Annotated in this window: 19 protein-coding genes; 8 read left to right on the plus strand and 11 right to left on the minus strand. The window is 51.5% G+C overall.

Features of this window, described 5'->3' with window-relative positions; translation table 11 throughout:
• The first annotated feature begins 251 nt into the window (after positions 1-251).
• From T502_RS01755 to T502_RS01770, 4 genes are read left to right on the plus strand one after another with little or no spacing between them, the layout of a single operon-like run.
• On the plus strand, positions 252-1,577 hold the full coding sequence (locus tag T502_RS01755; RefSeq protein WP_042705331.1) for a TldD/PmbA family protein: 1,326 nt from the start codon (positions 252-254) through the stop codon (positions 1,575-1,577).
• Entirely contained in the window at positions 1,574-2,908 is a 1,335-nt protein-coding gene (locus T502_RS01760) for a TldD/PmbA family protein (RefSeq protein ID WP_245597736.1), read from the plus strand. The genes T502_RS01755 and T502_RS01760 overlap by 4 nt, the downstream gene beginning before the upstream one ends.
• Before the next feature lie 57 nt (positions 2,909-2,965).
• A complete protein-coding gene (locus tag T502_RS01765) occupies positions 2,966-3,220 on the plus strand; it encodes a pro-sigmaK processing inhibitor BofA family protein (protein ID WP_042705332.1) in 255 nt (84 codons plus the stop codon).
• A 47-nt stretch (positions 3,221-3,267) separates the two neighbouring features.
• Positions 3,268-4,569: a CPBP family intramembrane glutamic endopeptidase gene (locus T502_RS01770; protein ID WP_052358999.1), complete on the plus strand. Its 1,302-nt coding sequence runs from the start codon at positions 3,268-3,270 to the stop codon at positions 4,567-4,569.
• Positions 4,570-4,786: 217 nt separating this feature from the next.
• Here the strand turns inward: T502_RS01770 and T502_RS01775 are convergent, their stop codons facing one another.
• Genes T502_RS01775 through T502_RS08465 form a run of 3 tightly spaced genes read right to left on the minus strand, consistent with a single transcriptional unit; the run spans position 4,787 to position 6,139 of the window.
• Positions 4,787-5,047 carry an elongation factor 1-beta gene (locus T502_RS01775; protein WP_042705333.1) on the minus strand — a complete coding sequence of 87 codons (261 nt, stop codon included), beginning with the start codon at positions 5,045-5,047 and terminating at the stop codon, positions 4,787-4,789.
• A 3-nt stretch (positions 5,048-5,050) separates the two neighbouring features.
• The gene (locus tag T502_RS08715) at positions 5,051-5,212 is read right to left on the minus strand and encodes a zinc finger domain-containing protein (RefSeq protein WP_084172942.1); all 162 of its coding nucleotides are present in this window, start codon (positions 5,210-5,212) and stop codon (positions 5,051-5,053) included.
• 54 nt (positions 5,213-5,266) lie between these two features.
• The gene (locus T502_RS08465) at positions 5,267-6,139 is read right to left on the minus strand and encodes an amino acid kinase family protein (protein WP_157197434.1); all 873 of its coding nucleotides are present in this window, start codon (positions 6,137-6,139) and stop codon (positions 5,267-5,269) included.
• Between the two features lie 180 nt (positions 6,140-6,319).
• On the opposite strand from T502_RS08465, the gene T502_RS01785 reads away from it, so the two are divergent.
• Positions 6,320-8,224 (plus strand): phospholipase D-like domain-containing protein, encoded by a 1,905-nt coding sequence (locus T502_RS01785; protein ID WP_052359010.1) that lies wholly within the window; start codon positions 6,320-6,322, stop codon positions 8,222-8,224.
• A 7-nt stretch (positions 8,225-8,231) separates the two neighbouring features.
• Here the strand turns inward: T502_RS01785 and T502_RS01790 are convergent, their stop codons facing one another.
• Both T502_RS01790 and T502_RS01795 read right to left on the minus strand, forming a co-directional pair.
• Complete coding sequence (locus tag T502_RS01790) at positions 8,232-9,092, minus strand: class I SAM-dependent methyltransferase (protein WP_169736970.1); 861 nt, start codon at positions 9,090-9,092, stop codon at positions 8,232-8,234.
• Positions 9,093-9,198: 106 nt separating this feature from the next.
• Complete coding sequence (locus T502_RS01795; protein ID WP_042705483.1) at positions 9,199-9,690, minus strand: DUF367 family protein; 492 nt, start codon at positions 9,688-9,690, stop codon at positions 9,199-9,201.
• 126 nt (positions 9,691-9,816) lie between these two features.
• Between T502_RS01795 and T502_RS01800 the strand changes: the two genes are divergently transcribed.
• Positions 9,817-10,689 carry a nucleoside 2-deoxyribosyltransferase gene (locus T502_RS01800; protein ID WP_245597737.1) on the plus strand — a complete coding sequence of 291 codons (873 nt, stop codon included), beginning with the start codon at positions 9,817-9,819 and terminating at the stop codon, positions 10,687-10,689.
• A gap of 209 nt (positions 10,690-10,898) precedes the next feature.
• Here T502_RS01800 and T502_RS01805 read toward each other — a convergent pair whose 3' ends face one another.
• The gene (locus tag T502_RS01805) at positions 10,899-12,362 is read right to left on the minus strand and encodes an ATP-binding protein (protein WP_052359012.1); all 1,464 of its coding nucleotides are present in this window, start codon (positions 12,360-12,362) and stop codon (positions 10,899-10,901) included.
• A gap of 330 nt (positions 12,363-12,692) precedes the next feature.
• Here T502_RS01805 and T502_RS01810 point away from each other — a divergent pair, with 330 nt between their 5' ends.
• Both T502_RS01810 and T502_RS08470 read left to right on the plus strand, forming a co-directional pair.
• Entirely contained in the window at positions 12,693-14,255 is a 1,563-nt protein-coding gene (locus tag T502_RS01810; RefSeq protein WP_042705335.1) for a histidine kinase dimerization/phosphoacceptor domain -containing protein, read from the plus strand.
• Between the two features lie 22 nt (positions 14,256-14,277).
• Positions 14,278-15,999, plus strand: a complete 1,722-nt coding sequence (locus tag T502_RS08470; protein WP_052359014.1) for a response regulator — start codon at positions 14,278-14,280, stop codon at positions 15,997-15,999.
• 48 nt (positions 16,000-16,047) lie between these two features.
• On the opposite strand, the gene T502_RS01820 is transcribed toward T502_RS08470, so the two are convergent.
• From T502_RS01820 to T502_RS01840, 5 genes are all read right to left on the minus strand, one after another.
• Complete coding sequence (locus tag T502_RS01820) at positions 16,048-17,904, minus strand: PEGA domain-containing protein (RefSeq protein ID WP_084172944.1); 1,857 nt, start codon at positions 17,902-17,904, stop codon at positions 16,048-16,050.
• 33 nt (positions 17,905-17,937) lie between these two features.
• Positions 17,938-19,506 (minus strand): hypothetical protein, encoded by a 1,569-nt coding sequence (locus tag T502_RS01825; RefSeq protein WP_042705337.1) that lies wholly within the window; start codon positions 19,504-19,506, stop codon positions 17,938-17,940.
• A 4-nt stretch (positions 19,507-19,510) separates the two neighbouring features.
• Positions 19,511-21,064, minus strand: a complete 1,554-nt coding sequence (locus tag T502_RS01830) for a hypothetical protein (RefSeq protein ID WP_042705338.1) — start codon at positions 21,062-21,064, stop codon at positions 19,511-19,513.
• Positions 21,061-24,312, minus strand: a complete 3,252-nt coding sequence (locus T502_RS01835) for a tubulin-like doman-containing protein (RefSeq protein WP_042705339.1) — start codon at positions 24,310-24,312, stop codon at positions 21,061-21,063. Before T502_RS01835 ends, T502_RS01830 begins: the two co-directional genes overlap by 4 nt.
• 83 nt (positions 24,313-24,395) lie before the next feature.
• Positions 24,396-25,115 (minus strand): hypothetical protein, encoded by a 720-nt coding sequence (locus T502_RS01840; RefSeq protein ID WP_245597738.1) that lies wholly within the window; start codon positions 25,113-25,115, stop codon positions 24,396-24,398.
• Positions 25,116-25,319 lie beyond the last annotated feature (204 nt).

Here is a 25,319-nt window from a genome sequence, read left to right on the forward strand (position 1 = left end):
TCATTTAGTCTTTAGCTGCCTTAATTATTTTTATCAATCAATCCCCCACCATCTTTACATTTTCGCGAGGACAGGGGCTGTTTTGGTATTTTAACCAAAAATCCGCAACGTAATCTGATTATATCCAGAGATACCCGCCATAACCTCGAATTCATTCATGGGCTGTTATAAGAATTAATTATCCCTATCACAAACATGATTTTACATTAAAATCAATATATAGTCGAAAATCTGCGGTCAGAGGTAGGATAATGGAATCACCCGATTATTACGATATCAGACATGTGAACGGCAGTTCCGTGCATATAGAGATAGACAACGGACGTATCGAATCCGCGTCAGGCAGTTTCTCAGATACCGCCGTGCTCCGCGTCCTCAAAAAGAGCGGCTGGGGAATCGTGTCAATAGAAAATTACGGCTCCAAATCGAAGAAAGAGATAAACGAATATATTAAGACGGCGCTGCGCTATGCCTCGGCGACCGCGGAGAAGGTGGAGCTGGCGGAGGCAAAATCGGGAATCCTGAAGGTGCCCGCGATGAAGGAAGACCCCCGCGAGATCTCGCTCGAAGAGAAATGCGGACTCCTCATGGAGATCGAGCGTGCCGCGGCAATAAAAGACATAATCAATACGCGGGCAAACTACACGGAGGGCAGCGGCACCGTGCACTTCGAAGACAGCTCGGGCAACGAATACGAATATGAGATCTGCAGAAGTGGGTATTCCGTATCGGCGGTCGCGAAGCGCGGCGACATCATACAGGCGGGACGCGAGAGCGAGCATACGATTCTGGGACTCAACCTGCGGCATAAGGCGGAGAAGGGAAGAAGCGCCGCGGAAAGAGCCGTAAGCCTCCTCGACGCAAAGCCCGCGAAAGGCGGCATCATGGACGCCGTTCTGGATCAGGAGCTCGCCGGCGTCTTCGCACACGAAGCCGTGGGTCACGCCTCCGAAGGCGACCTCGTAAAAGAGGGTGTCTCCGTCCTTAAAGGAAAGATGGGGGAGAGAATCGGTAACGGCATCCTCACGGTAGTCGACGACCCGACACTCCCCGAGTTCGGATTCATGCCCGTCGACTGCGAAGGTATCCTCCCCGCAAGAACCGAGATAATCAAAAACGGCGTCTTAAACTCCTATCTTCACAACCGCCAGACCCTTGCCGCGGTGGGCGACGGCGACGCGGGGCATGCACGTGCGCAGACGGGCGAAGTCCCCGTCGTGAGAATGAGCAACACCTTCATAGAAAACGGCGATTCATCATACGACGAGGTCATTGCCGAGTGCAGAAACGGCATTCTCCTCAAAGGCTCGAGGGGCGGACAGGTCGACCCGGGACGCGGAGTCTTCCAGTTCAACGCAGAATACGGCTACCTCATCGAGAACGGCGAACTCTCGGGCATGGTAAGGGACCTCTCCCTCAGCGGCGAGATCCTCAAAACCCTGCACGACATCGTGCTCTGCGCCGACGACCGCCGCATGAACCCGGGATACTGCGGAAAGAGCGGGCAGAACGTGCCCGTCACCGACGGCTCCCCGCACCTTCTCCTTAAGAACGCGGTCATAGGAGGTATGGGATGATGGCGGACGCAATCGGGAACAAAATCGCAAACGGAGACGACGGCTCGGAGATAATCGACAGAATCCTCAACGCCGGCAGAAAACTCGGATATGAGACCGAAGTCTACTTCGTTACGGGAAAGGGCATAAACCTGGAACTCAAGGGCAAACTCATCGGCGAAGCCTGCGGCTCAGAGACATGGGCAATGGGCGTCCGCGTCATAAAAGACGGCAGAATCGGCTGCTCATCGACAAACAGCCCGTCGCGCTGGGAAGACTGTCTGAACTCGGCGATAGCGGGCTCAAAGTTCTCCGACATGCAGGAATGGGGCGGAATGGCAAAGCCTTCAAAGCCCGCGGTCTCATCGCTGAATGTCTTTGACAAAAACATTGCCGACTGCGACATTGCGACCGCAAAAGAACTCATAGAGAGGATGCTTTCGGCGGCGGAAGGCAAAGGAGCGGAGATAGCGGGCGGCTCGGGCTCGCTCTCCGTCGGCACGACAACGGTTGCCAACACCGAAGGCGTCTGCTACTCTCTCGAAAAGACGGGCTGCGGCGTCTCGATGGAGACCATTGACGGAACCTCGACGGGATACGAGTTCGATTCGTCGGGTTTCCTCAAAGACCTCGATCCCGAAAGAGTAGGACGCGAGGCATGCGAGATGGCGGTCTTCTCGAAGAACGGCGGCGATATCGCGACCGGAAAATACGACGTCATCCTCTCGCCGCTCAGCGTCTGCCAGCTCTTAAGCGCCGTCGTAATCCCCTCGCTCTCGGGAAGAAACGTCCACTCCAAGAGGTCGTATCTCGAAGGCAAACTCGGCGAATGCGTCTTCGACGAGAAACTCTCGCTATATGACAACCCCTTTGAAGGAGAGAGCGCAAGGCTCTACGATGCCGAAGGCGTCCCGACAAAGCGGATTGACTTCGTAAAAGACGGCGTCGTCGAGGCTTTCGCATACGACCTCAGGACCGCCTACCGCTACGGAGAAAAGTCCACGGGAAGCGCCGTCAGGGCTGGAGCGGGCGGTGCACCCGTCATCGGCACGCACAACATCTGCCTTGACGGAAAACGCGAGAATATCTTCGACGAGAAAGCCGTCTTTGCAACCGGCATTGTCGGGGCGCACACCGCAAACGGCGTTACCGGCGATTTCTCGGTCGAACTCTCGAATGCCTCGTGGATGAACGCCGGCGTCAAAGAAAACCCGATAAAATCCGCGATGCTCTCGGGCAATATCTTCGATATGCTGAAAAATCTCTCGGGCATCTCAAAAGAGTCCCGTGACTTCGGCTCGGGTGTCATCCCTTATCTGAGGTTCTCCGAATTGAGCGTTATCGGAAGATAAGCCTCATATAACCTTTTTTCAAAAAACTTTATCCATACTGCAGTCAAAATTACTGTTATGTTAGGGACTTTGCTTACTCTTGTAGCCGCGGCTTTAATTCTTATAGTCCTGTGGTATTTCCTCAAAAATCTGACAACACTGATAGTGAACTCCATCCTCGGAATCATTCTTCTGGTTCTGACATCCCATCTGGGAATTCTGGGAATGTCGGGATTTACGATCACATGGGGTTCAGTACTTATCTGCGCACTCGGAGGACTCCCCGGCGCAATTCTTCTGATTGTCCTCAATATTGCGGGAATACATATCTGAGCGGCATATCCGGCAATAACCGTGTCTCTAACTGTGAGGTTTTTGTAATGGATCAAAATAGCAATGAGAACACTGAAAATAATGCGGACAATGCGGCAAATTCGGTAAATGCGGCAAATGCGGCTGACGTGAACAATGCAGGCACCGCGACCGCAAAAACCGGCGAAAGCGACAATTTCAACCCGAAAGCGGTCGTCGCGATAATTGCGGGAATGATTGTCTGTCTGATTTTGGGTACCGCCGGTAACGCCATACTTCCCGAATGGGTAGTCTCCTTCTTCGCAGCGGCGGTAGAGATATCTCCGTTTGTAATTCTGGCTATTCTGGCATACGCATCGAAGAAATACGACGGCTTAAAGATAATCACGACAATCTGGCTGCTTCTGCTGATTCTCGGAATGGCATTTGTCACATTCGGAATGGGTCTCATCACGGTCCTGCCTGCCGATACCGTTGCGGGCATGACACAAGCCGCGAACAGCGGGGTAGTAACCGAGGAAGCGAGTATGGAAATTATGAAGTCGATGGAGGGTCAGATCGGCGCGATTGTCGGTCTCTTCTTCGGAGTCGTAATCGCGGGTTTGCTCGCACTTACCGCTCAGATTCGGGCGGTGCGTGTTTGGATATCGCGTTATATCCCCATAGATCCCGATTCGTTCGTGCACAAGACCGCACTTACGGCAATTCTGGCAGTTATCTTCATCTTTGCGGTACCGCTGATTGCCACGGGTCAGCCGCCGCTTACGAGCCCGAACGGCATTACCGTTCTGTCGGATTCGCCAGCCATGTCGGAAGGAATCATGGTCAACGTATATTCGCTGTTCTGGATGATATTCGGCTCAATGCTTGTTGCGGGATTGTTCGTCAGCAAGACAGCCGCACAGGTCTGTGAAAGACTCGGCTTGAGGATGCCGACGGCAAAAGAGTTCGCGCTTGCAATCGGCGTCGGCGTGGCTCTGGTTATTGTCTTCCACTTCATTGACACTGCCATTTCGATGTTCTGTAAATTTGCGGGTCTGACCCTCACGGACAATGCTGCGGTCAATAAACTCTTCTCTCCGTACCTGACGCCGTTTGCCGCCATTCTCGCAGCAATCTCGGCAGGATTCGGTGAAGAGATAGGAGTCCGCGGTCTTCTTCAGGAGAGATTCGGCATACTGATTCCGACAGCCCTCTTTGCCATGCTTCATGCTTTCCAGTACAACTGGGACGGCGTTCTCTCGGTATTCTTCGCGGGCTTTATCTTCGCAATTCTGAGGAAATACTATCACACGACGTTTACGGCAATATCCCATTCGATATATGATCTTATACTGTTCTATATGATCATCTACGGAATCACAATCTGAAACAACGGGAATACCCGCAATAACCCAAACACTTTTTTTCAAAATTACGCTTAAAACGGTAATATCAGATAATTCCAAAATAATGCGCAATTATTGTGTAAATAACGCGTAAATAACGCGTAATTAATACAAATTTAATACAAAATTAATGCAAAATTGATGCAAAATTGATGCAAAATTGATGCAAAATCAATACAAAATTGATGCGAAAATAGTATTATGTAAGAGTCAGGGATACAATCTCTGCGCTCTCGACACCCTTGATGCTTGCGAGAATCTTCTCAGCCTCTTCGGCTGCGCCACCGTCACCGTCGGGGATGACTATTGCGACTTTAAGCGAGGAGAGACCGAAGCCGATCGGCTCGATCTGCATGTCCTGTGTTCCCGGGTATTTCTCTTTGATTGCGACTTTAAGACCCTCAAGGTCGACCTCGGGTGATTCCGGCATGACCTTGACTATGATAACAACGTCACCCATTGTTTACGGCCCCTGGTATCCGCATTTCTCACAGGTGTATGAAACACTCTGGTGTCTGCATCTGTGGCATCTGTAGATAGGCTCACCGCATTTCGGGCAGGTGAATTTTGTCCATCCCGGCTCTGAGAGGGGGGCTTTACATGAAGTACATTTTTCAGTATCCATATTTCTTCTCCTAAAATTAACTTATAAATTCGGTTTGTCTGCACTTAAAAACTTCTATGGGTGCCTGTGAATATGCGTGCCGCCGAAATTCCGACCGAGAATGAAAGCGGTCAATAATTCGGGTTTTCGGGCATTGAGGATATATCCGTCGATTCCCGATTTGAGTATCAGCGGTATGCAAAAGGGGTCGACTTCCTCAAATCTCTCACCCTCGCGTATGCCGCAGATCTCGGGGATGATTTCGGAATTTTCGGCGGCATCCGATGCGGGCGCGCCGCAGGCGGCGGTGTCGGGTATGGGGGCGGGGGTTGTGCGGGTGGTGTTGATTGCGGAAGTGGTGTTGGTGTCACGGCGCATTATTCCGTCCACGGATTTGAGCAGAAGGAGAGAGACGCGGCAATCGCCGCCGAATCCCGGTTTAAGCCTTTCCGAAAGTTCCGATGCCGCCCATGCCGCTATCGAATCCGAGGTTATGTCCCACGAATGCGGCAGAGGGTCATGCTCGCGCATCGGCTTATAGGGCAGGAGGACAAGGGTTTTTCCGCAGCAGGATGAGCCGCGGCAGGTGTCGGCATCCGCGAAATCCGCGATACAATCCGCTAAAGAGTCGGTTGAGGGAACGCCGAGCGCCGAGATGAGATATCCGAACTTCTCCATGGCAAGCACGGCAAGCCAGTGAGAGGTTTCGTCATCGGCGTTCATGCTGCGGATTTCGTCGGCGAAGATGCCGCCGCCGGGGACAAGGACAATCTTATCAAAGGCGCAGTCCGGGGATTGCGCCGCGGATTTGAGAGTCGCGATTACGGATGAGACCTTATCCATGAGGCTGCCGCCGACCTTCACGACAAGTATCCGCCGGCGCTCTCCCGACGCGGACGCGGCGTTATCCCCGCGGATTGCGCCGCTTCCCTCTGTTTCTCCGTTCATCTTCATCCGTCACCGGTAATCTGTCAGTTCATTCAGATATGATCTTTCTTCGCGATATAATTATACGGCAAATACCGAAATTACCGGGAATACAAAAATACAGGATACTGCAACTGAAAATACAAAATACTAAAAAACCCGTTCACCTATTACTTTTATCGGATTCTATAGGGTATCGGCATGCACGGCAAAATAATATCGGGCAAAGGAAAGGAGCGCCGCGAAAACGAAGGTAAACCCGCGATCTCTGTCTTTAAGAGATATCTTCCGCTCTTCATCCTCGGCATCCTCTTCATGCTCTGCATATGCCAGACCGCATCGGCGTCGGCATACGATATCAGAATCACCGAGTTCTGCCCCGACACCTACCTCAAGGGCGAAGGCGACGAGTATTTTGTCCTCGGAGGCGGCGGAAGCCTCGGCGGCGTTGAGGTCTCCGACGGCGAAGGGAGCGTCGGATTCCCGAAGGGTGCGGCGTTTTCGGGCGCGGTTACCGTGGCACGCGAGGGCGCCGCATTCCGTGACGTTCACGGATACTATCCCGATTACGAGATGTATGATACGACGCCGTCGGTCAGGGACGCGGTCAGAACCGGCAACTTCCAGATGGGCAACGGCGGCGACAACCTCGAACTGGTAATCAACGGCGTCACCGTGCAGGAGATAGTCTACCCCTCCGACACGATAAAAAAGGGCGAGGGGCGCGTGCATAAGCTCGACGCCGCCACCGGAGTCTGGGATATCCGCCCGTATTATATCGGTCAGTCGGATTTCACGCCGCGGACGGTGAACGGAGCGGCGGTAACCGCCTTTGCCGCGCCCGACGGCTCGTATAAGGTCTTTTCCGACGCGGTTTCATCTGCGAAAAAGACGATTGACATCAATGTCTACGAACTCACAAACCCCGATATCACGGAGATTCTGGAACGGAAGACAGCCGCGGGCGTAAAGACACGAATCCTCCTTGAAGGAAGCCCCGTCGGCGGACTATCGCCGGAGAGCATATACGCGGCATCGCGGCTCTCGAACGCCGGCGCCGACGTAAAACTCGTATCCACGGAGAACGGCATATACCACACACCCTACAGATTCGACCATGCCAAATACATGGTCATCGACGGCGAAAAACTCCTGATTGCGAGCGAAAACTTCGGCAATACGGGCTTTCCGTACGCGGATGACGCGGCGGGACCGGCGGGCAGGGGCAATCGCGGTTTCGGTGCGCTGATTGAGAGCGCCGCGGTCGCGGAATACTTCACGGAGGTATTCGAGACCGATATCAGGGGCGGCTGGGTCACGGACTGGAAGGATTACGCCGCCGCAAACCCGCAGAAGATTCGCGGCGCAAGAGCCGGGGAGAGCGTCGGCGGCGCATACCGCGGGGATATCGTCTTTGCACCCGCAACCTTTTCGGGCGTCACCGTAACGCCGGTGCTCTCCCCCGACACCTCATACCTCATCCCCGAACTCGTGAACAGCGCCGAAAAATCGCTTTACATCGAGCAGGCATACATCACGAAATGGTCGGGCGGCAAAAACCCGTATCTTGAGGCGGCGATTGATGCCGCAAGACGCGGGGTCTCGGTCCGCGTTCTCCTCGACTCATACCGCTACAACACCGACGGCGATGACGACAACGACGAGATGGCGGATTACATAAACGACATCGCCGCTAAGGAAAATCTGGATCTGAAGGCGGCGCTGATTGATCTCGACCGGAGCGGACTCCTCAAGATTCACAACAAATGCGTCATCGCCGACCGCGACAGAGTCCTCGTAAGCTCGGTCAACTGGAACGAGAACTCGCCGTCATACAACCGCGAGGCGGGCGTTATCCTCGCGGGCGGCGTCGGCAGCGTAAACGGCGGCAGCGGCGGACAATCGGGCACAATCGGAGAGTATTACTCAAAGGTCTTCGACCGCGACTGGGAAAACCGCGAAGGCGGGGGAATTATCTCGATTGCGGACAGCATCATCGCCCCCGACTCCCCGGGCAAAGAAGGCAGAGGGCTTCAGATCATCATTGCCGCAGTCATAATCCTCTGCTTTGCGGTCATATTCGTAATTCGGAAAAGAAAAGTATGACTGTAAATTACTCTTTCTTCACATCCCAGTGAATGCAGACCCTCTGCGACCTTCCGTGAAGGGTCACTTTGCCGTCGAAATGCGCCTTAAGCCATTCCAGCAGTTTCTTTCGGTTCGCGGGGTCGGAGACGGCATGCCGCTGTGCAATCTTTTCGGCGGCAACATCCGCGGACGGATACTCGTCGGGCAGGCTCAGGGAATATGTGTATAAATCGGGGTAAATGCCCATCTGAGCGAGAGCGCCGTAGAGGAGGTCGGCTTTCGGTCCCGGGTAGAAATCCGCGGCGCCGATTGACCTCATGAACTCCCCGAACTCCTTATTCTCCCAGATGTATTCGCCGGCGAACCAGAAGAGGAATATTCTGCCGCGGCAGACCTTTTCCATACGGCGAACCTGTTCGCATATGTCCGCCATGGACAGCGAGAACGACGCGGCAACGGCGTCGAACAACCCGTTTTCAGCGACATTCAGGTCTTTTTCGAGATCGGCGTCCTCCCACTTTTTCTGAACGACGGTGACGTTTGCGAGGTTTTCCTCCGCGATTCTCTCCTTCATTATCGTGCACATTCCCAAAGACGGCTCCACGCAGACGACATCGCGGGCGTGCTTCGCGGCGGGAATGCCCAGAGTCCCGGGACCCGAGCCTATGTCCAGAAAACGTTCGGTCTTTTGAAGGTTTATGGTCTCGAGCTGTTTCAGCGGGCGGCAACGGTCTTTCTTCGTCCTCTCCCAGTAAGACCTCGCGTGCTCCACGGAGTCCCACTTCACGCGGTTGCCATGCTTCTCGTCGCTTTCGAAGACCTCTTCCATCCGCCTGCGCCATATATCGGCGTAGTCAGGTACGTATTCGGGTATATTCGCGGTCATTTTCATATCTCCCCCTTTGTTCCTTTATATGTTCCTTTTTATCATTAATGCCGGCGTTCGGCAATGAGGTTCAAATGGCATTAAGTAATGATATTCGGCAATATATTCAGTAATAATAGGACTGAATCTTTACGATTTCTGCCGAATCCTTAGCGTTTGCATACTCGTTGAGCGGATTCTCGTTAACTTCCAGAAATCTCAGACCCCAGTTGAACTTCGATAGTATATCATGCGCCTGATTCTTCTCCCCCATGATATATAATGCGGCGGCTAAAGCCTCGACCGAGTTCAGCATGAAGGCACGCCCGAAATGACCTGGATTGGCGGCAACGAGGAACGGCAGTGCCCGCCTTCTCTGGTAACCCTCGACAATCCCCGTATTAAGCGCCTCCCACGAGCAGTCCAGCGCCGTCAGAGACGGCGCTATCCTGTCGGCGGGTGAGAGAGCCTGATCTGCGGTAGGGTCGAGGATAAGCGAGTTCCTCGGAATCGCACTTATCTTGGAGTGGACTTTTATCATCCGAAACCGTTCCAGTTTCTTTACCGAGCATACGCGCGGGTCACAGGTATTGTCGCGCCATGCCAAAAGGGGCATCATCATATTATTGTTAAAACTAAAATCGTATAAGTTCATCTGTAGTTCATCCGTAGTTCATTCGTCATCCGTATCACGTATCGTATCACATATCGTATCACGTATCCCGCGGGATGCGGGGATTCGTGGATGCACGGATGCGCCGCGGCAGAAGGGGAAAAAAGAGGAAAAATCATGTATGTTCTGATTGCGGCGTGCGTAAAAAACCCGAATCTGCGGGCAAAAGGGATTACAAAGCCATCCGATATCGCGATGTTCAACCGATGCCTTGACCGCTGCCGTGACTGCGGCATTGAAACCCTCTTTCTCCCCTGCCCCGAGACCGTTTATCTGGGTGCGGACAGAGAGCCCGGCTCGTTCCTCGAAAGGCTCAATACTAAGGAGTTTGCCGCGATTATCGACGGCATGGAGAAGGAGGTGAGGGCAGAGTTCGAAAGGCGCGGCAGTATGCCCGCATGCATTGTCGGCGTCGACTCGTCACCGTCCTGCGGCGTTAACACGGTCTATATCACGGACGTGAAGGAACGCGGCCGCGGCGCTTTTATGAAACGTTTTTCGGATATTCCCGCCTATGATGTAAGTGAGTTTTCGATGTACAGAATATATCTCGCGGCGCCGCTCTTCTCCGAGGCGGAACGCGAGTTCAATGCGAAGATTGCCGGCATTCTGCGGGAGAAAAAGTATCTCGTCCATCTGCCGCAGGAGGTAGGGGATGACTCCTCCACACGCGACGGGGCGGAGACGGGACGGATTTTCGAGTATAACCTCAAAGCCCTCAAAGAATGCGATATCGTCGTCGCGGTCATCGACGGCGCCGATGCGGATTCGGGAACGGCATGGGAGATAGGTTATGCCTTCGCCGCCGGAAAACGGATTATCATGCTGAGGACGGATTTCAGGCGCACCGGCGACAACGAGGCGGTAAATCTCATGCTCGAAGAGTCGGGGGAGGTTGTCGGCAGCGTCGCGGAACTTCTCGGGGTGCTGAATTCCCCGTTCTGAATTTTTGTTTTACCACGCCGTACCCTATTTAAAGTTTATGTGCCACTCAAAATCTGTGTCAAAAAAACAATGACAAATAAAGGATTAATTGGAAAATAAACAAAAATGAAAAATATTTTTTATGTAATCGTCATGTAACCATAATGCAATCATTGTGCATTCAAAATATGAGAATGAGAGTATCATGTGAATGATTTTTTAGTCGATAATCAGTCCCAATAAGGAATGTACTTTCTATATTTTGCCGAATTATTTGACCCGTCATTATTGTATATCTTTATCAGGTTTTTCTCAAGAGTTTTTTTCAGTATCTTAGATGCAATCGGATAGTTTTTGTCATCAATACCCAATCTGTTACGAAGCGACGTATTTGTCATGTATTCTTTTTTCACGTAGCATAAGCAACAGTGCTGATAGCACGCGCGGATTTTATCGTTCATATCCATCTCCCCCAGTGAACGGTATGAATACATAATAACATGGAAGGAATCTTCGTCTTCTTTAAACTCGGGTGCAGGAAGCTGATACAACTCTATCTCGTTTATTGCCCGATCTATTCCGCTTCCCCGTTCTTCACAAAATCCCATGCGTCTCATCATTCTTGCAAGGGTTTCATTTCTGGAACGCGGCGTGCAGTTAATCAGCCTGTCCAAAGACACTAACAGACAACCGGGATTTGTAATTTCCATTCTTTTCGGGAATATCTCTACAACAGGACTTGTGCCTGAAATCCAGAAATCCTGATGAATTAGTGCGTTTGCAAGAAATTCGCGTATGGCTATTTCAGGATACATCATGACTTCTTTTCGGATTACATCTTTTATGATTTCATTTGAAGGCAACTCATTCTTGAGTCTCTCCATGGCTTTTACTAAAGTTACGGCATAACCTTCATTAAATTCCCATTCATCTTTTGCGTAAATCCGATCCGGGCTGTTATATGAGATTATTCGTAACTTTTTCCGACTGATGTGCGGATATCTGTCAAGTTTTTTTGCAAACAGAATTGCACCGAGATTTGTCAAAGAAAAGGTTTTGCCGGTCCGAACAATGAATCCTTCCTCAATAAGTCTGCTGATTTTTCCATCAGACGTGTCCGGAACTTTTTCTTTCAGGTATTTGAATATCTCATCCGTAAAAATGTGATCATCTATCTCTTCTTTGGATATGTTTTCAAATGCAATTTCCGATTCAAATCTGCGTTTATCCAATTCTTTCCAGAGTTTTTTCTCTAAATCGGGATATTCATCAATCGGTTTGTTATATGAATTAATGCGGACATATCTTGTACTTTTAAATGAAGTTGGCTGATATTTTGCGGCAGGTATCTGAAAAACTACAATTTTCTTTCCGTTTATCTGTAGATCAATTATTTCAAATCCGATGCGAGGTGTCAAAAGACGCCTTAACCACGGTTCAAGATCTTCATTTCCTTTTCCTTTTTCGGTTTTAGGATTGAATTTTGTTCCGACTATTTCATGTGTTTTGTCCTGAATTCCATATATCAGATAACCGTATTGCTCATCTGCCAATAGAGCGGAGTTACTTAATGCGGATATGTATTCCCCTATTTTTTCAGGTTCATGATAATCAACCTTAAACTCATAAAATGTGCCTTCTGACTCCGATTTGGCAAGATTTAATACAATTTCTTCAAGTGTGTCAGGTTTCAAAATATCTCCGCGCTATATCTTATACAGTGGTTTTTGTCAGCAACCTTATTATTGATTATTATTGGAAAAATCATGTTGTGCCTTATTTAAACCTTATGTATCACCAAAAATATGCTCCAAAAAAATAACCTCGCACAAGCAATTGTTTTCATAAATAATTCAAATTATCAATATTTTTTATGTAATCGTCATGTAATCGCAGACCTCCATATGATATGTGACACATTTAAAAAATTCCCGTAAACTCCACGTGACTTTTTAATATATTCGCGTCCTATCTGATCTCATACAGGACAATAAACCCGTCCCGAAAAGAGAGATTCGCTGAAAATGACCGACAGCACACTGCCCGGCAGAACAGTCTCGGATAAATCGGACCTTATCTGGCTGATGATAATAGGGCTTCTCACAGCCCTTGCTTTCACGGCAAGCTATATCTCCTTAAGCAACTCGCAGTCATACAGCGTCGCAAACATCTTTTTAATCCCGATTATCCTTGCATCCTTCATATATCAGCGGAAAGGAATCATCTACACCGTATCGGTCACGGCACTCTTCGTAATACTCGCCGTCCTCATGAATCATCGCGAGACGCTCTTCGATACAGGCATCTACGCGGTCATAATGATAGGTATCGGGCTTATTATCACGCTTCTGAGCATTGCGCTTCACAAGAGCGAGAACAGATACAAGATACTCTTCGAGACGTCGCCGGCGCCGATGATAGTCATAGACTCCAGAAACATTATCCGCGACATCAACGACAGTCAGTTCAAGATCTTCGGATACGACCGCAGGTCGCTCATCGGAAAAAACTTCTTCGAACTTGAGTTCATACCCGGAGAATGCCGCATGAACATGTGCGAATCGATAATCGGCGGAGAAGGCACGGAGATAACGTCGGATACGAATTCGGGCAAAGTCACGCGACAGAAAAATCGGGAACGTAAAACAAAGCCGGATGCGCCCGAGACACCGCACAAAAGGACGCTCATCATACATATCAACGACATAAACGGCATCACGCATACCTGCCAGGTCTATCACAGCACACTCAGAAACGAATACGGCACGGTCGAACTGCGAATCATCGGAATGCTGGACATAACCGACAACGTCATCGCGCAGAAAAACCTCCGGATATCCCTTAAAGAGAAGGAGATGCTCATCCGCGAAGTCCATCACAGGGTCAAGAACAACCTTCAGGTCATAGTAAGTCTCTTAAAGCTCCAGATGAACAGGACCGAGGACGAACAGGCATGCGAGACGCTCCGCGACTGCCAGACGAGAATCTATTCGATGGCGATGGTGCACGAGAAACTCTACCGCTCCGAAGGTCTTGCCGAGATCGACGTCCGCGAATACCTCGAAAATCTCGCAAGGAACATCATGATAGAGTATTCCGAGAAACTCGGAGATATCAGCATCGAGGTCACCGGCGACAGCGACCTCTCCTTCGACCTGGATACCATTGTCCCCTGCGCACTCATTACAAACGAACTCATAACCAACTCCTACAAATACGCATTCCCCGATAAAAGAGCGGGCAGGATATCCATAGACATATCCATGCAGAAACCGGAAGCGGGGGCAGCGGGGCAGGCGACGGCGCAGGACGGCGATGCGGAGAGCGAAGTCAGATATGTCTACACATACCGCGACAACGGTGTGGGAATCAGAAACCCGACTGCTGCTGTAGGGACGGAAGGTTCGGGTTCGGGCGCGGGCGGATCACGGAAGAACGCCGGCAACCTGCTCAACAACCCCGACACGCTGGGCATGAAGATTATCCGCTCTCTCGTAAGGCAGCTCAACGGCGTCATCGAGATAAAGAACTCCGGGGAATCTTCTGAAGGCACAGAAATTATCATTAATTTCAGAGGTAAACTGTAATAATCAATAACAGGTGAGGAATATGCCGTCCAACAAGAAGATACTGATAACCGAGGATGAAGGCATTGTCGCCCTTGAGATAAGGGAGACTCTGGAGAATCTCGGGTATTACGTGGTCGGCGAAGCACAGACGGGTCAGGAGGCCATCGAGCTGGCGCGGGATAACAAGCCCGACCTTGTCCTTATGGATATCACGCTTCAGGGGGACATGGACGGCATCGAAGCCGCGGAGAGAATCTATAACCTCTACGACATACCGATTATATTCCTCACGTCGCATTCGGACGAGGCGACGATAAAGAGAGCCATGCGGTCAAATCCGTTCGGATACCTGATTAAGCCGTTCAATGACCGCGAGCTTTACAGCAATATCGAGATGACGCTTCACAAGCACAGCGTTATCAAAAAGGTGGAGCCGAATGCGCTTATCGATTCGACACTGCGGCTTGTATCCGATGCCGTCATCACGGTCGCCGTCGACGGCGAGATTACACGCATGAATCCGCCGGCGCAGGCGCTTACGGGATATTCGCGCGAAGAGGCGACGGATTACGATATCTTCCATCTCTTCAGGCACGACCGCAGGAAGATCTCGGATATGATGGATTCCCTGCGGACCGATACCGCCGAGAAGAAAAACCTCCTCTCGTGGATAGAGTCGGTGACGCTTACGAAGAAGGACGGCGATTTTCTCCCGATGTCGCTCAATATCGGGTTTGTCAAGGGCAATCGCTGGAACAGCGACGAATACTTCTTCGTTCTTATCCCGTACAAGTCCAACGGCGCCATCGGCGAGGGCGAGTCGGGGCTTGAGAGATATTACAGGATTGTTCTGGACGCAATCAAGGACTCGGTCTGCCTCATTGATTCGGATTTCAAGATAGTCGTCTATAACTCGGCGTTCTCAAATCTCTGCATCCGCCTCGGTGCCGACCTGAACAAGCTCGATAAGCCCGTCTACGATATTCTTCCCAACGATATCTTCGGCAACAGATGGGACTTCAAGGATCTCTTCGACAGCCACAGATCGGGCGTGCCGAGCGAGATTGCGGTTAAGGAGAGGTCGTATATCAGGGACAAGGTTGCGCATTATCTGAATATCGAGACGATTATGCTCTCCGACGGCAAAAAGGTCACGCACTTTGCGATTATCTGCTTTGACGTGACACGCGAGAAGGAGGTCGAGGAGCGCGATGAGAAGCTTTCGCGCAATTTCCGTGCGCAGAGCCGCAACATCGAGGCGATTGCCGATATCTGCGCACGCTTAAAGCCGCCGGTCTCGACGATTAAGAAGGTTGCGGGTCCGCAAAACTCGATGGAATTCAGGAAGGTGATGAAAGCCGCGAACGAGCTTTCGGATCTCATCTTCCAGATGGATATGAAGTGGCTGAAATACGAGAGAATCAAGAGCCTCTTCACCGCGATGGGAATGGACCTGCCGGACGATAAGGGCATCGACGAGGACGAGAAGACCGATGCCGCGGCTCAGCAGGACGGCGAGTTCCCGACCGAGAACGACGGCATCGCGGGCGCAGGTGCGGACGGCACCGTGACGGATGCTTCCGCCGACGGAGACACCGCTCAGCCGAATCAGCCGGCACAGTCGAATCAGACCAATCAGTCTAATCAATCAAATCAATCAAATCAGTCTTCTCAGCCGCGTCATGCGACCGAGGACAGCGAGATGACCGAGGAAGAGCTGAAACTCTTTGAAGACCTCGATTCCGAGAGGATAATGAAATAAAAACAAAAAAATACAATAGCCGAAAACAGCAAAACAAATTCTTTTTTTTTATTCGGTCGGCTCTTTTGCGGAATCCTTTTCGGAATCGGTTTTTGAATCCTTTGGCGAATCCTTTACGGATTCTTTCCGGGATTCATTCTTTGATTCTTTCGCGGCATCGGTTGCCGATTCCTTTTCGGAGTCGCACGCATCGGTTTTCGGCGCGTTTTTCTTCACATACGGCGCAAAATACTTCTTAGGTTGCGGGCTTTCTGAAGTGTCATCGGACTTTTCGATATTTTCGGCATTTTCGGCTTTTCCGTCTTTATCCGCATTGTCCTCTTTTGCGGATGCTGTCGATGTTTCCGATGCTGCCGAATCTGCCGACTTGGAAGCCGAGATGCCGCCGAAGATATCGCCGAGAGAGATGCGTTTTTGCGTTCCGTCGCCGCCTTTATCGCCTCTACCGCCTTTTCCGAACATTCCTCCGATACCGTTCTTTCCTATCTTCCCGCTCTGCCCTTTATTTCCGCCGTTTGCGCTCTCTCCGCCCCCGTCTTCCATAAGCGAGAGGCTGTCGCTGTCGATAATGCTGTTGTCGTCGAAGACCGTGTAGGTCTCCTCGGTCCTTGCGGATGTGACACCGTAACGGGTCTTGGATATCTTGAGTTCAACGGCGGCGGTGTGCTCGCCGACCGATTTGTGCTCCCCCGAGATCAGCACTTCGTAGCTTCCGGGCGCCACGAAATGCTCCATGGATCTGCCGTCGAGATAGACCGTGCAGACAAAAGCGCGGTATTTGCCGCCCCTGGCATCGACGGAGAACTTCAGATACTGCGGGCTTTCCCCGGCGGCACGCAGGGCTTTCGGGACGTCAAGGACGATAATCGGTTTCACGCGATGCCGCATGACGTTCGCCGCGAAAAGCACGACAATAAAGAATGCGAGGATGAACGGCACCGCATATATTGCGTTGTTCGCGATCTCCGCCGCCATATCATCGGCATTTTTGACGCCGTCGAGGTCAACGTCTTCCGCCGCGATCATAGCCCGCTGCGTGAGATTGATCGCCTCGTCGTAATCCTTCTTTTCGTATGCGGCGCGGGCTTCTTCAATCAGTGCCTTCGCCAATACGGGATTGTACTTGAGATTCGCGGTTATTACCGCTTCAACCTCGGCGATAGCCTCGGGTATGGTGGTCTCGGGGACATAGGTCAGAACCGCGCCCTCGTAACCGATGATGAGAGTCTCCTCAATCGTCCTGAAACCGAGTTTTTCAATGCGTATCTCGTGCCTTCCCTGCGAAATCGTGCCCGAATACGGAGTAGTGCCCACGTCAACGCCGTCAATATACAGCTCGAAACCCGCGGGCACGGTCGTTACCGATATCGTGGTATCCGAGGGAACCAGCTCGGCTTTGACCTCGGATAACTTTCCTACCTCGACGTTAACCCTTCCCGTCCAGTCGTTATAGCCTCTGTGCCTGATAATCACCGTGTATTCGCCGGGCTCGACATCTCTCAGCGTATAAGGTGTTTTTCCGACATTGCGACCGTCAAGTATGATATCCGCACCCGTCGGAGTACTTGCGAAATCAATCTGACCAGTCGTCGGAATCGGTTTGAACTTATGATACACAAGCTCGGATGCGCCTTCGCTTACCGTCTTTACAACCTCGTAAGGCTCATAGCCGTCAAGTTCCAGACGGACGAGATGCGGACCCGTCTCAAAACTGTAAAATACCGTGTCTTTGTCGGAAAGACCGCGATAGTTGCCGTCTATCCAGATCTTTGCGCCCAGCGGCTCGGTCTCTATCTTGAATGCCTCTCCGACGGCGGCGCTCACCGCGGGCATCAGTAAAAGAAGGAGAATCAGGGCTAAAAGCGCTCCGTAAACAAATCTTTTAGTCCCTGTTGCGTGTATCATGACGGCGAAAAAATGAATTATTCCTGTTCCGTTCTAAATGCCGTTATTGCCGTTATTGACGTTACCGTTCGGCATATCGGGCGGACTCTGAGGAGATGCGGGCGGATATGCGGTCGGCTCGGAGAAAGGAGTGCCTCCCGTAACGGTCATATCGGGAGTTATCCGATAAAACAGATGATATATACCCGAATCCGGGAGAGTCGCCCAGACCTCATCCGATCTTATTTTGTCGACAGTACCCGTCTGCGACCAATAACCCGTAGCCGTGTCAAGTTTCATCACAATAAGTTCGGCATGGCTGTCCAGAGCATACGGATTGGTATTCAGAGGCAGAGCGACCAACTGCGGACTCTCAACCAGAGTCACATTATACTGACTGCCGAATGCTTTAAAACCGCCGGAAATATTCCGGACTTCGACATCCGAAGGAAATACAACGAACATATTCGTATTCGGAATATTCTCCGAGGGGTTAATCTGATGAACATCGGGCTCGCCCGTATGGGGATCGCCTTTCTTCAGTAATCCCAAACCGAGCGGGTCGGTAACGACGAAACCGACGGCGCCGCATACGAGAAGCGCAACAATAATGACGCCTATAACCGTCAGGCGCGTCTTATGCTTCTTCTCCATATGCTCCTCATACTCGCGCATCACTTTATCGCGGTCGGAATCAGTGACCACCCATTTTGAGTTATAGCCCGTCTTATCGAACTTCGTATCCTGACGGCGGCTCTCCGAATAACTCTCGGACGAGAATGCACGCGGCGCAGGCGCACTGTAAAACTCGCGTATCCTCTCCGAAACTATGAAATCGGCATACTGCTTCCTGCCCGCCGGCGATATGTTCTGAGTCCTCTCGAACTCGGTGACAACCCTCTCGGCAATACGGTTCAGCGGCTCTCTGCCGCTAAATCCCTGCATAACATCGGGTTTCTGCGCGAAAACTCCTATATGCCGATAGATATCCGAGATAAACCCGCCCGTGACGGTCTCGGTTGCCAGATTAATCTGATACCCGCCCGAGACCTTATCCACAATCATAAGGTCGGCATCGCGGAAAGTCCTCTTCGCAACGACTATGGTGAAACCCGCCGAAAGATAGGTCTTGAGCTTACCGGCAACGAGGACGGCGTAATCCACGGACTTGGAGAGATTGTCGGAGACGGCAAGGACATTCTTGCCAAGCAGAAGTCTGCCGATGGCATAATCCGCCGTCCCGATATCCGACATCTTGGATGTCAGCCGCATATTCCTCTCGTCGAAGAAATTGTCGTCCGAGGCGAGATTTCTCACCTCGTAATCGTTCTGCTCGAGAGTGCGCCTGACGCGGGCATAGAAATCCTGCACATAGGAGAGATCTATGTGCGAAAGATAAGCGTCATAGCCGCTCTTCTCGAGATAGATTACGGTATCGGGTCGGCGTCCCTTCTTCTGGACGTTGACCGCCGTGCCCATGAGAAGAGCACCGTTTCTGGTCGAGATATAGAGCGAAGCCGTACTTTCGTCGAGCATCTCGGCAAGATTAACCGCATACTCGTCAGTGAGCGAGCCCGAAACGATCTCGCCGTCGGTTGTGAATATTCCGTAAGTATCCTGCATAATCTCACCTGCCGAATTTGAAAACCTCGGAGAATCTCCACGGCGCAAGGTCCGTCGGAGCAATCTCCTCTTCCATGCCCTCTTCGGTCGGGAAGGGCTCGGCTGTCGCATCCACCGATACCGCGATGAAATGCATCGAGATATCGTCCATCATATTGATGAGGTTCTTAAAGACCAGATTCGTGCGCAGTATCTCGAAGAGCGAGTTCTCGATGGCAAGCGCCTGCTTCGACTTCTCGGGAACATCCGAGAGCTTTGACGCATTCATCGAGCGGATAAGACCTCTGATCTCCTTGTTCTTCCACAGAACAAGGTCGGACTTCGTGACCACGACCGCGAACTTCTTGTTCGACTTGAAGACGCCGAAGAAGTTCTTGTCCTCCAGATCTATGAGGGTCTTCATGTAGCCGCCGAACTCCCTGGCAAGCTGGGAATGCCCTTTACGGTTATCCGTAATCTTCTCGCCGTCAACGAGAAAGATGACCTTGCCCGCCTTTAGGAAGTTGCCGTACATGGTCGCGATGATGACACTCTTCGTAAACTCGGGGTCGAGGAGTTTATCCGCGTGATTAAACTTGATGAACCTCACGAAGTCCATCGTTCCGGCATTCTTTCTCACCTCGGCGGGCGAGATGTTCATTGCCGCGCTCAGCAGGGATATGGCTCTCTTGAAGTTGATATCGTTGAGCTCGTCGTAGTATTCGCCGGCATAATCGACAACGGTCCATTTAACCGGAATCAGACCGAACTTCTTTCCCTTCAGTTCATAGATGACCATCTGATAACGGTAAGTCCTCGGAAGAATCTTGCCGTCAAGCACGATTGAGTAGAGATTGGAGAGCTTGAGGTCGTCGCCGTCGTCGTTGGGGTCGCCCGTAAGCACAACGCCGTCGTTCGTGTGACCGCGGTTGTAATTATCCGAGATATACTTCCACAGACCCAGAACAAAGTAGGTCTTTCCCGAAGAACGCGGTCCGAAGACAAATATCTCGGAGGCACGCACGCCGACCGTAATCTTCATGGCTATCCAGTAAAGGATAACCGCAAGGATGATGCCTGCGCCGAAGAAGAATATGCTCTGCGCCGCATACGCATCGGTGGCGTCCATGACGGCAAGCGACATCTCGTAGAGAAGGAATCCGATAATCGTCAGGAACAGGACCGTCAGAAGAATCTTGGCGATAAGCGCCAGAAAGTCATAACGGTTCGTGATTACGGACTTTACAACGGCAACGCCTCCCAAAATGATGCCTATGGAATACATCATGACGAGCAGACTGATGTTTGCCCACGGGGATATCATCACATAGAAGTAAGGAACCGCCGCAAAGACGATGGCGTAGATGAATCCGTTTATTCGGGAATCCTCATTGAAGAGCATTCCGATTGCGACTGCAAAGAATATTCCGCAGAGCAGTTCCACAAATATCGTGAGTTCACCCGGCGCCGGATGCACCTTAAAAACGGGAGCAATCGCGGTAAAGACATATGCCACGATTATGCTCAGCGGAAGTGCCGCCAGAAAGTAGATCTTCCTTTTTTTACTGTTTATAATCATTCGCCGACGGCCTCTTTGATATCCTTGACCGTGTATAACTCAAGAATTCTCTTCCTCGCCTCATCCGCGTCTTCCTTGCTTCCCGCCTCGAGATCGGCAATCTCGGCGGCTTCGGTGAGGAGGAGAGTCTTCTCTCTTACGACATACTTGCCTTCCTGTAAGTAGAGTGCGTGGTGGAGGATATTCTCCTTCGACCTCTCGTACTTCTCCCAGTATCCGCCGCCCGTCGTGAGCGGAGATATGTTGTCGAGGAAGCTTGCCGCCGCAAAGAAGGTGAGCGAGATCTCCCACGGCTTTGTGTAATTGTGCGAGTTGACCTTGGCGCTGTCATTGCTCTTTAAGTCGAGCTGCTTTACGAGAGCGCGTCTGAGGTCGCTTCCCTTGTTCTCGGTAAGCTGCGAGAGCCAGTGCGACGGCGATGCCGCAACGAGAGCCGCCTTGTCAAAGCTCCATCTCTCCGTGCCCGCACTGCCGTATCCTACCGAGATATTGTTGATACCGAGTTTGTGCGAGTCGAGAAGATCCTTGTACTTCCACTGGACGATGTTGTAGAGCTTCTCGATCTCCGCCTTGCCTTCCTCGTCGTAGTCGAGGACGGAGAGGTCGGAGTCATCCTTTATGAGCGAGAGCACATTGGGGTTGATCTCGCCGAACCATGTGCGGTACATTCCCTCGACGGTCGCGTTGCCGCTCCTCCTCTTCTCGTCGATTGCCCTGAGACCGCCCTCATAGCCCTCGACATTCGCAAGGAACTTCTTTCTGGCATCGAAGGTCTCGCCGATAAGGTCCTCTATGTGCGCAAGGAACTCTATCTGCTGCTGCATATCCTTCTGCGACCGGATGAGCGCGTCGATATCCGAGCTTATCTTGTTGTATTTCGCCGTATATCCCTCGCGGGTATTGATTATCTCGGTAAGAGCCTCACGGACATTGGTGAGAACCGCAACCGTATCGTTTCCGTGGAAGGAGCGGATAAGCTGTGCCTTCTCCTCGGATCCGAGGTTGAACTGGGATATAACCGGCGCCAGCGCGGACTCGCGGATTGAACCCAGCTTGGAGTCGTATTCTCTCGAGAGGAACTTCTCCTGTATGAAGACATCGAAGGGGTCGCGGATTGAGATCTTTCCGGGGTGCATCTGGGAGATCTTTCTGATTCTCTCCTCCTTCGTCGCCTTTTCGCTGCGGAACATCTCTACATTGAGCTTCTTTCCGAGGAGGCTGTCGGCAAATCCCTGCTTCTTTGCGACCTTGGTCATATACTCGTTGAAGTAGTAGAGCGAGAGCGATTCGGCAAGATCCTTAAGGTATTCGAAATCTGCCGCGGTCGCATGCTCGAGTCTCTCGACATCCGCCTGAATCTCTCCGAGCGGCAGTGATTTGAGCCAGTCTTCGCGCTTAATCGGTTTTGCCTTGTTCTTGTCGGCAAGACTGAGCTTCTCTTTAAGGAGGAAGAGAAGAGCCGCGAACTTGTCGAGGAAGGCGCGTTCGAGATCGTCGATTGCCGCACCGTCGCCGCCTCCGCCCTGACCGAGTGCGATATAGTCCTCAATCGGTTTCGAAAGGTTGCTTATCTCGGAACGGATTGTGTCGTAGGTCTTTGACTTGAGGTTCTCGACCTCGTCAAGCTCGGTGCGTCTTGCCTTTATCTTGACGTCAAGCTCGCTGATCTCCGCCTTCAACGCGGACTCGCGTGCCGAGAGGTCGCCCGAGATCTTTCCGAAGTTCTCTTCGCCGCGGATGAGGTTGACGAAGGCTGTCCTCGCCGATTTTTCGTTGACCTTGAGCGTGGTCTTGTGAAGGTCGCCCATGACCTCCAGAAGCTGGAGGTTCTTCTTTATCGCCTCGTAAAGCTCCTGATCCTTTGCGTTCTCATGGGGTTTGGACTCGTTCTCGAGCGATTTCTTGAGTCTTGCCACATACTCGATGAGTTTGTCGTACTCTTTTATCGTCGCTATGTCCTTGAGGTCCTCTGGCATGTTGTTGGAGACCGCGGACTCGATAATCGACTGCGTCTTGAAGTTCAGTAGGTCGGTAATGTCGTTCTCCCAGACCTTCTTTACCTTCTCAATCTCTTTCCTGTAGGTATTGACGTCGTCGTGGGTGATCTCGCTGTCGGTCTTGGAGAACTCGTTGGGATACGCGTTCACGTTCGTCGCGAAGAAGTCGCCGACCGCCTTTAAGATCTTGCCGCGATTCTCCGACATTCCCGCAAAGGAGTCGATGACATCCTCAAAGCCCTTCTTGAGCGAACGCAGGTTCTCGACGGGGTATTCTATGACGTGAGAGTCGGCGAAGATGAATCCCGAATAGTCCTTCTTGGCATCGACGATAGCCGAGATATCCGCCGTGGGCAGATAGAAGGAGTTGATGAACATGTAGGGGAATGCCGAGTCGAACTCGATGACTTCCTGTTTTCTGTCGCCGCCGTCGACGTAACCCGTGGGACTCAGTGACGAGACTATGATATAATTGAAGAGCTTGTCGTCCTTCATATTGAGATATTCAATCTCCGAAAGGGCAATGGCGGCGTTGAGCTGCTCTTTCTCGCCCTCGCTTGCCGCCGGAAGCACGGCAAAGAGCCAGATCTTGGATTCCTGACCTCGTTTCTCCTTGATGTAGCGGGCAAGGTCGATGAACATTCCCGAACCCGTGCCGCCGCCGAGACCGACGATAATCGCAACCGGTCCGTGACCCTGGAACGACGGGAACTGCTCTCCGCCCTGCGTGATTGCCTTATAGAATACCGCTTTCGAGATGGCACGCCTTCTGTGGACGCCGCCGCCGAAATCATCGACTATGTTCCTGTCGACCTTCTTCAGGGACGCGTATTCGAAACCGTATTCGGGATCGTTCATCCACCAGACATCGACGAGCGGTCTCTCGCGGCGGTTCTTCATCTGCTCGCAGATCTTCTCGGACGTGAGCGAGGAGACGCGTTCAACATTGGCGAGATCGGGCAGGTGGAAGTGATAGCTCTTTACGCTTCCGCCCATCTGACTGTTCGCCCTCTGCATGGCGCCGACCTTCTTCTCTACATCATCCGCCCTCTGAATATCGGTTTTCCTCTGATTCGAGTCGGTATCGAATGTGTAGAGCGAGAGCCTTTTTCCGTCCGAGAGGAAATGCTCAAGGAACCAGTCATGCTCATAGAGATTCGAGATGAGCTTCTTACCGCATCCGCCCACCGCAACTACGGTCAGTTCGTCAGGCATCTGGAACGGTTTTCCTTCAATAATATCATCAGCCATTTTTTTGCTCCGTTTTTGCTTATTTGCTTATTTGGTTATATTCCGATTATTCCGCAACGGGTTTTTTAAATTCCGTTTCAATTTCAATATTCACTCTGATAGTCCTGCATGTTCTTTGCGCGGATTCCGCCCAGGAACATTCCGACGGCAAAACCGATGACGAGAAGAACTATTCCGATAATGATTGCCGTCATGAACGGCATCGTTGACTCCTTCGGAAGTTCGGCGTATTTGAGGACTTCGTTTGCCTCATCGGTAAGACCCTTGGAGTAGAGGTCCTGTGCGAGGACTCTCAGATTTGTATCCGTGATTGCGTTCACACGCGACATAAACTGCGCTTCTCCCGGGATTGTGACCGAGAATGTCTCGGTCGATGCCTGACCGACCATGTTGCCGTTTGCGTCAAGCGCCTTTACACTGTAGTAAATGTATCCCGTCTTCTGAGTCTGCCTCGTTGTTACGACAACGCCGTCCACTACCTCAATGGATGTGAGAACGGGCACACGTCCCGAGACGCTTACCTTAACGGACTCGGGCAGTCCCCCTTCGGCATTGAGTCTTAAGATCTGATTGTTGACGGAATTGTCGCCGTCAACGAGAGTAATACCCTCTGTCTCGACCGTCCAGAGAGTCGTTTCCGAAACCGGAATCAGATCGGTGTTCATCTCAATAACAGATGCCTGTTTGGGAATACCGCTGACAACTACCTGATAATTTACAACAACACCTTCATCCTGCGAATTGAGCAGTTTTTCGCCGGTTACGTCCGCATTTACGGCGGATGCCGGTATGCACAAGAGCATAACTGATACGATTAATGCGAATATCCAAAGGGATGCTCTGCTATTTATTGACATAATGAGAGATTAATTTTTGAATAATTAAATATTTCTTGTACTTTTTCAGTTTATGATCCGCAGATACCCGTTGCAGAATTCCGTATGGGTGTGCATGAGACGGCATGAGACCATCCGAGACCGTATGACCGTATTGAACTATGTGACCGT

This window comes from Methanomicrobium mobile BP (genome assembly GCF_000711215.1).
In the GTDB taxonomy this organism is placed as follows: Archaea; Halobacteriota; Methanomicrobia; order Methanomicrobiales; family Methanomicrobiaceae; genus Methanomicrobium; species Methanomicrobium mobile.

Bases quoted from the DNA above. Each gene is read 5' to 3' on its own strand.
- T502_RS01790 (WP_169736970.1), bottom strand. From the start codon at position 9,092: ATGACCGCGAATATACCCGAATACGTACCTGACTACGCCGATATATGG.
- T502_RS08715 (WP_084172942.1), bottom strand. From the start codon at position 5,212: ATGGATACTGAAAAATGTACTTCATGTAAAGCCCCCCTCTCAGAGCCG.
- T502_RS01810 (WP_042705335.1), top strand. From the start codon at position 12,693: ATGACCGACAGCACACTGCCCGGCAGAACAGTCTCGGATAAATCGGAC.
- T502_RS01755 (WP_042705331.1), top strand. From the start codon at position 252: ATGGAATCACCCGATTATTACGATATCAGACATGTGAACGGCAGTTCC.
- T502_RS01835 (WP_042705339.1), bottom strand. From the start codon at position 24,312: ATGGCTGATGATATTATTGAAGGAAAACCGTTCCAGATGCCTGACGAA.
- T502_RS01775 (WP_042705333.1), bottom strand. From the start codon at position 5,047: ATGGGTGACGTTGTTATCATAGTCAAGGTCATGCCGGAATCACCCGAG.
- T502_RS01830 (WP_042705338.1), bottom strand. From the start codon at position 21,064: ATGATTATAAACAGTAAAAAAAGGAAGATCTACTTTCTGGCGGCACTT.
- T502_RS01795 (WP_042705483.1), bottom strand. From the start codon at position 9,690: ATGATGCCCCTTTTGGCATGGCGCGACAATACCTGTGACCCGCGCGTA.
- T502_RS08470 (WP_052359014.1), top strand. From the start codon at position 14,278: ATGCCGTCCAACAAGAAGATACTGATAACCGAGGATGAAGGCATTGTC.
- T502_RS01770 (WP_052358999.1), top strand. From the start codon at position 3,268: ATGGATCAAAATAGCAATGAGAACACTGAAAATAATGCGGACAATGCG.
- T502_RS01760 (WP_245597736.1), top strand. From the start codon at position 1,574: ATGATGGCGGACGCAATCGGGAACAAAATCGCAAACGGAGACGACGGC.
- T502_RS01825 (WP_042705337.1), bottom strand. From the start codon at position 19,506: ATGCAGGATACTTACGGAATATTCACAACCGACGGCGAGATCGTTTCG.
- T502_RS01820 (WP_084172944.1), bottom strand. From the start codon at position 17,904: ATGATACACGCAACAGGGACTAAAAGATTTGTTTACGGAGCGCTTTTA.
- T502_RS01785 (WP_052359010.1), top strand. From the start codon at position 6,320: ATGCACGGCAAAATAATATCGGGCAAAGGAAAGGAGCGCCGCGAAAAC.
- T502_RS01765 (WP_042705332.1), top strand. From the start codon at position 2,966: ATGTTAGGGACTTTGCTTACTCTTGTAGCCGCGGCTTTAATTCTTATA.
- T502_RS01840 (WP_245597738.1), bottom strand. From the start codon at position 25,115: ATGCTCTTGTGCATACCGGCATCCGCCGTAAATGCGGACGTAACCGGC.
- T502_RS01800 (WP_245597737.1), top strand. From the start codon at position 9,817: ATGCACGGATGCGCCGCGGCAGAAGGGGAAAAAAGAGGAAAAATCATG.
- T502_RS08465 (WP_157197434.1), bottom strand. From the start codon at position 6,139: ATGAACGGAGAAACAGAGGGAAGCGGCGCAATCCGCGGGGATAACGCC.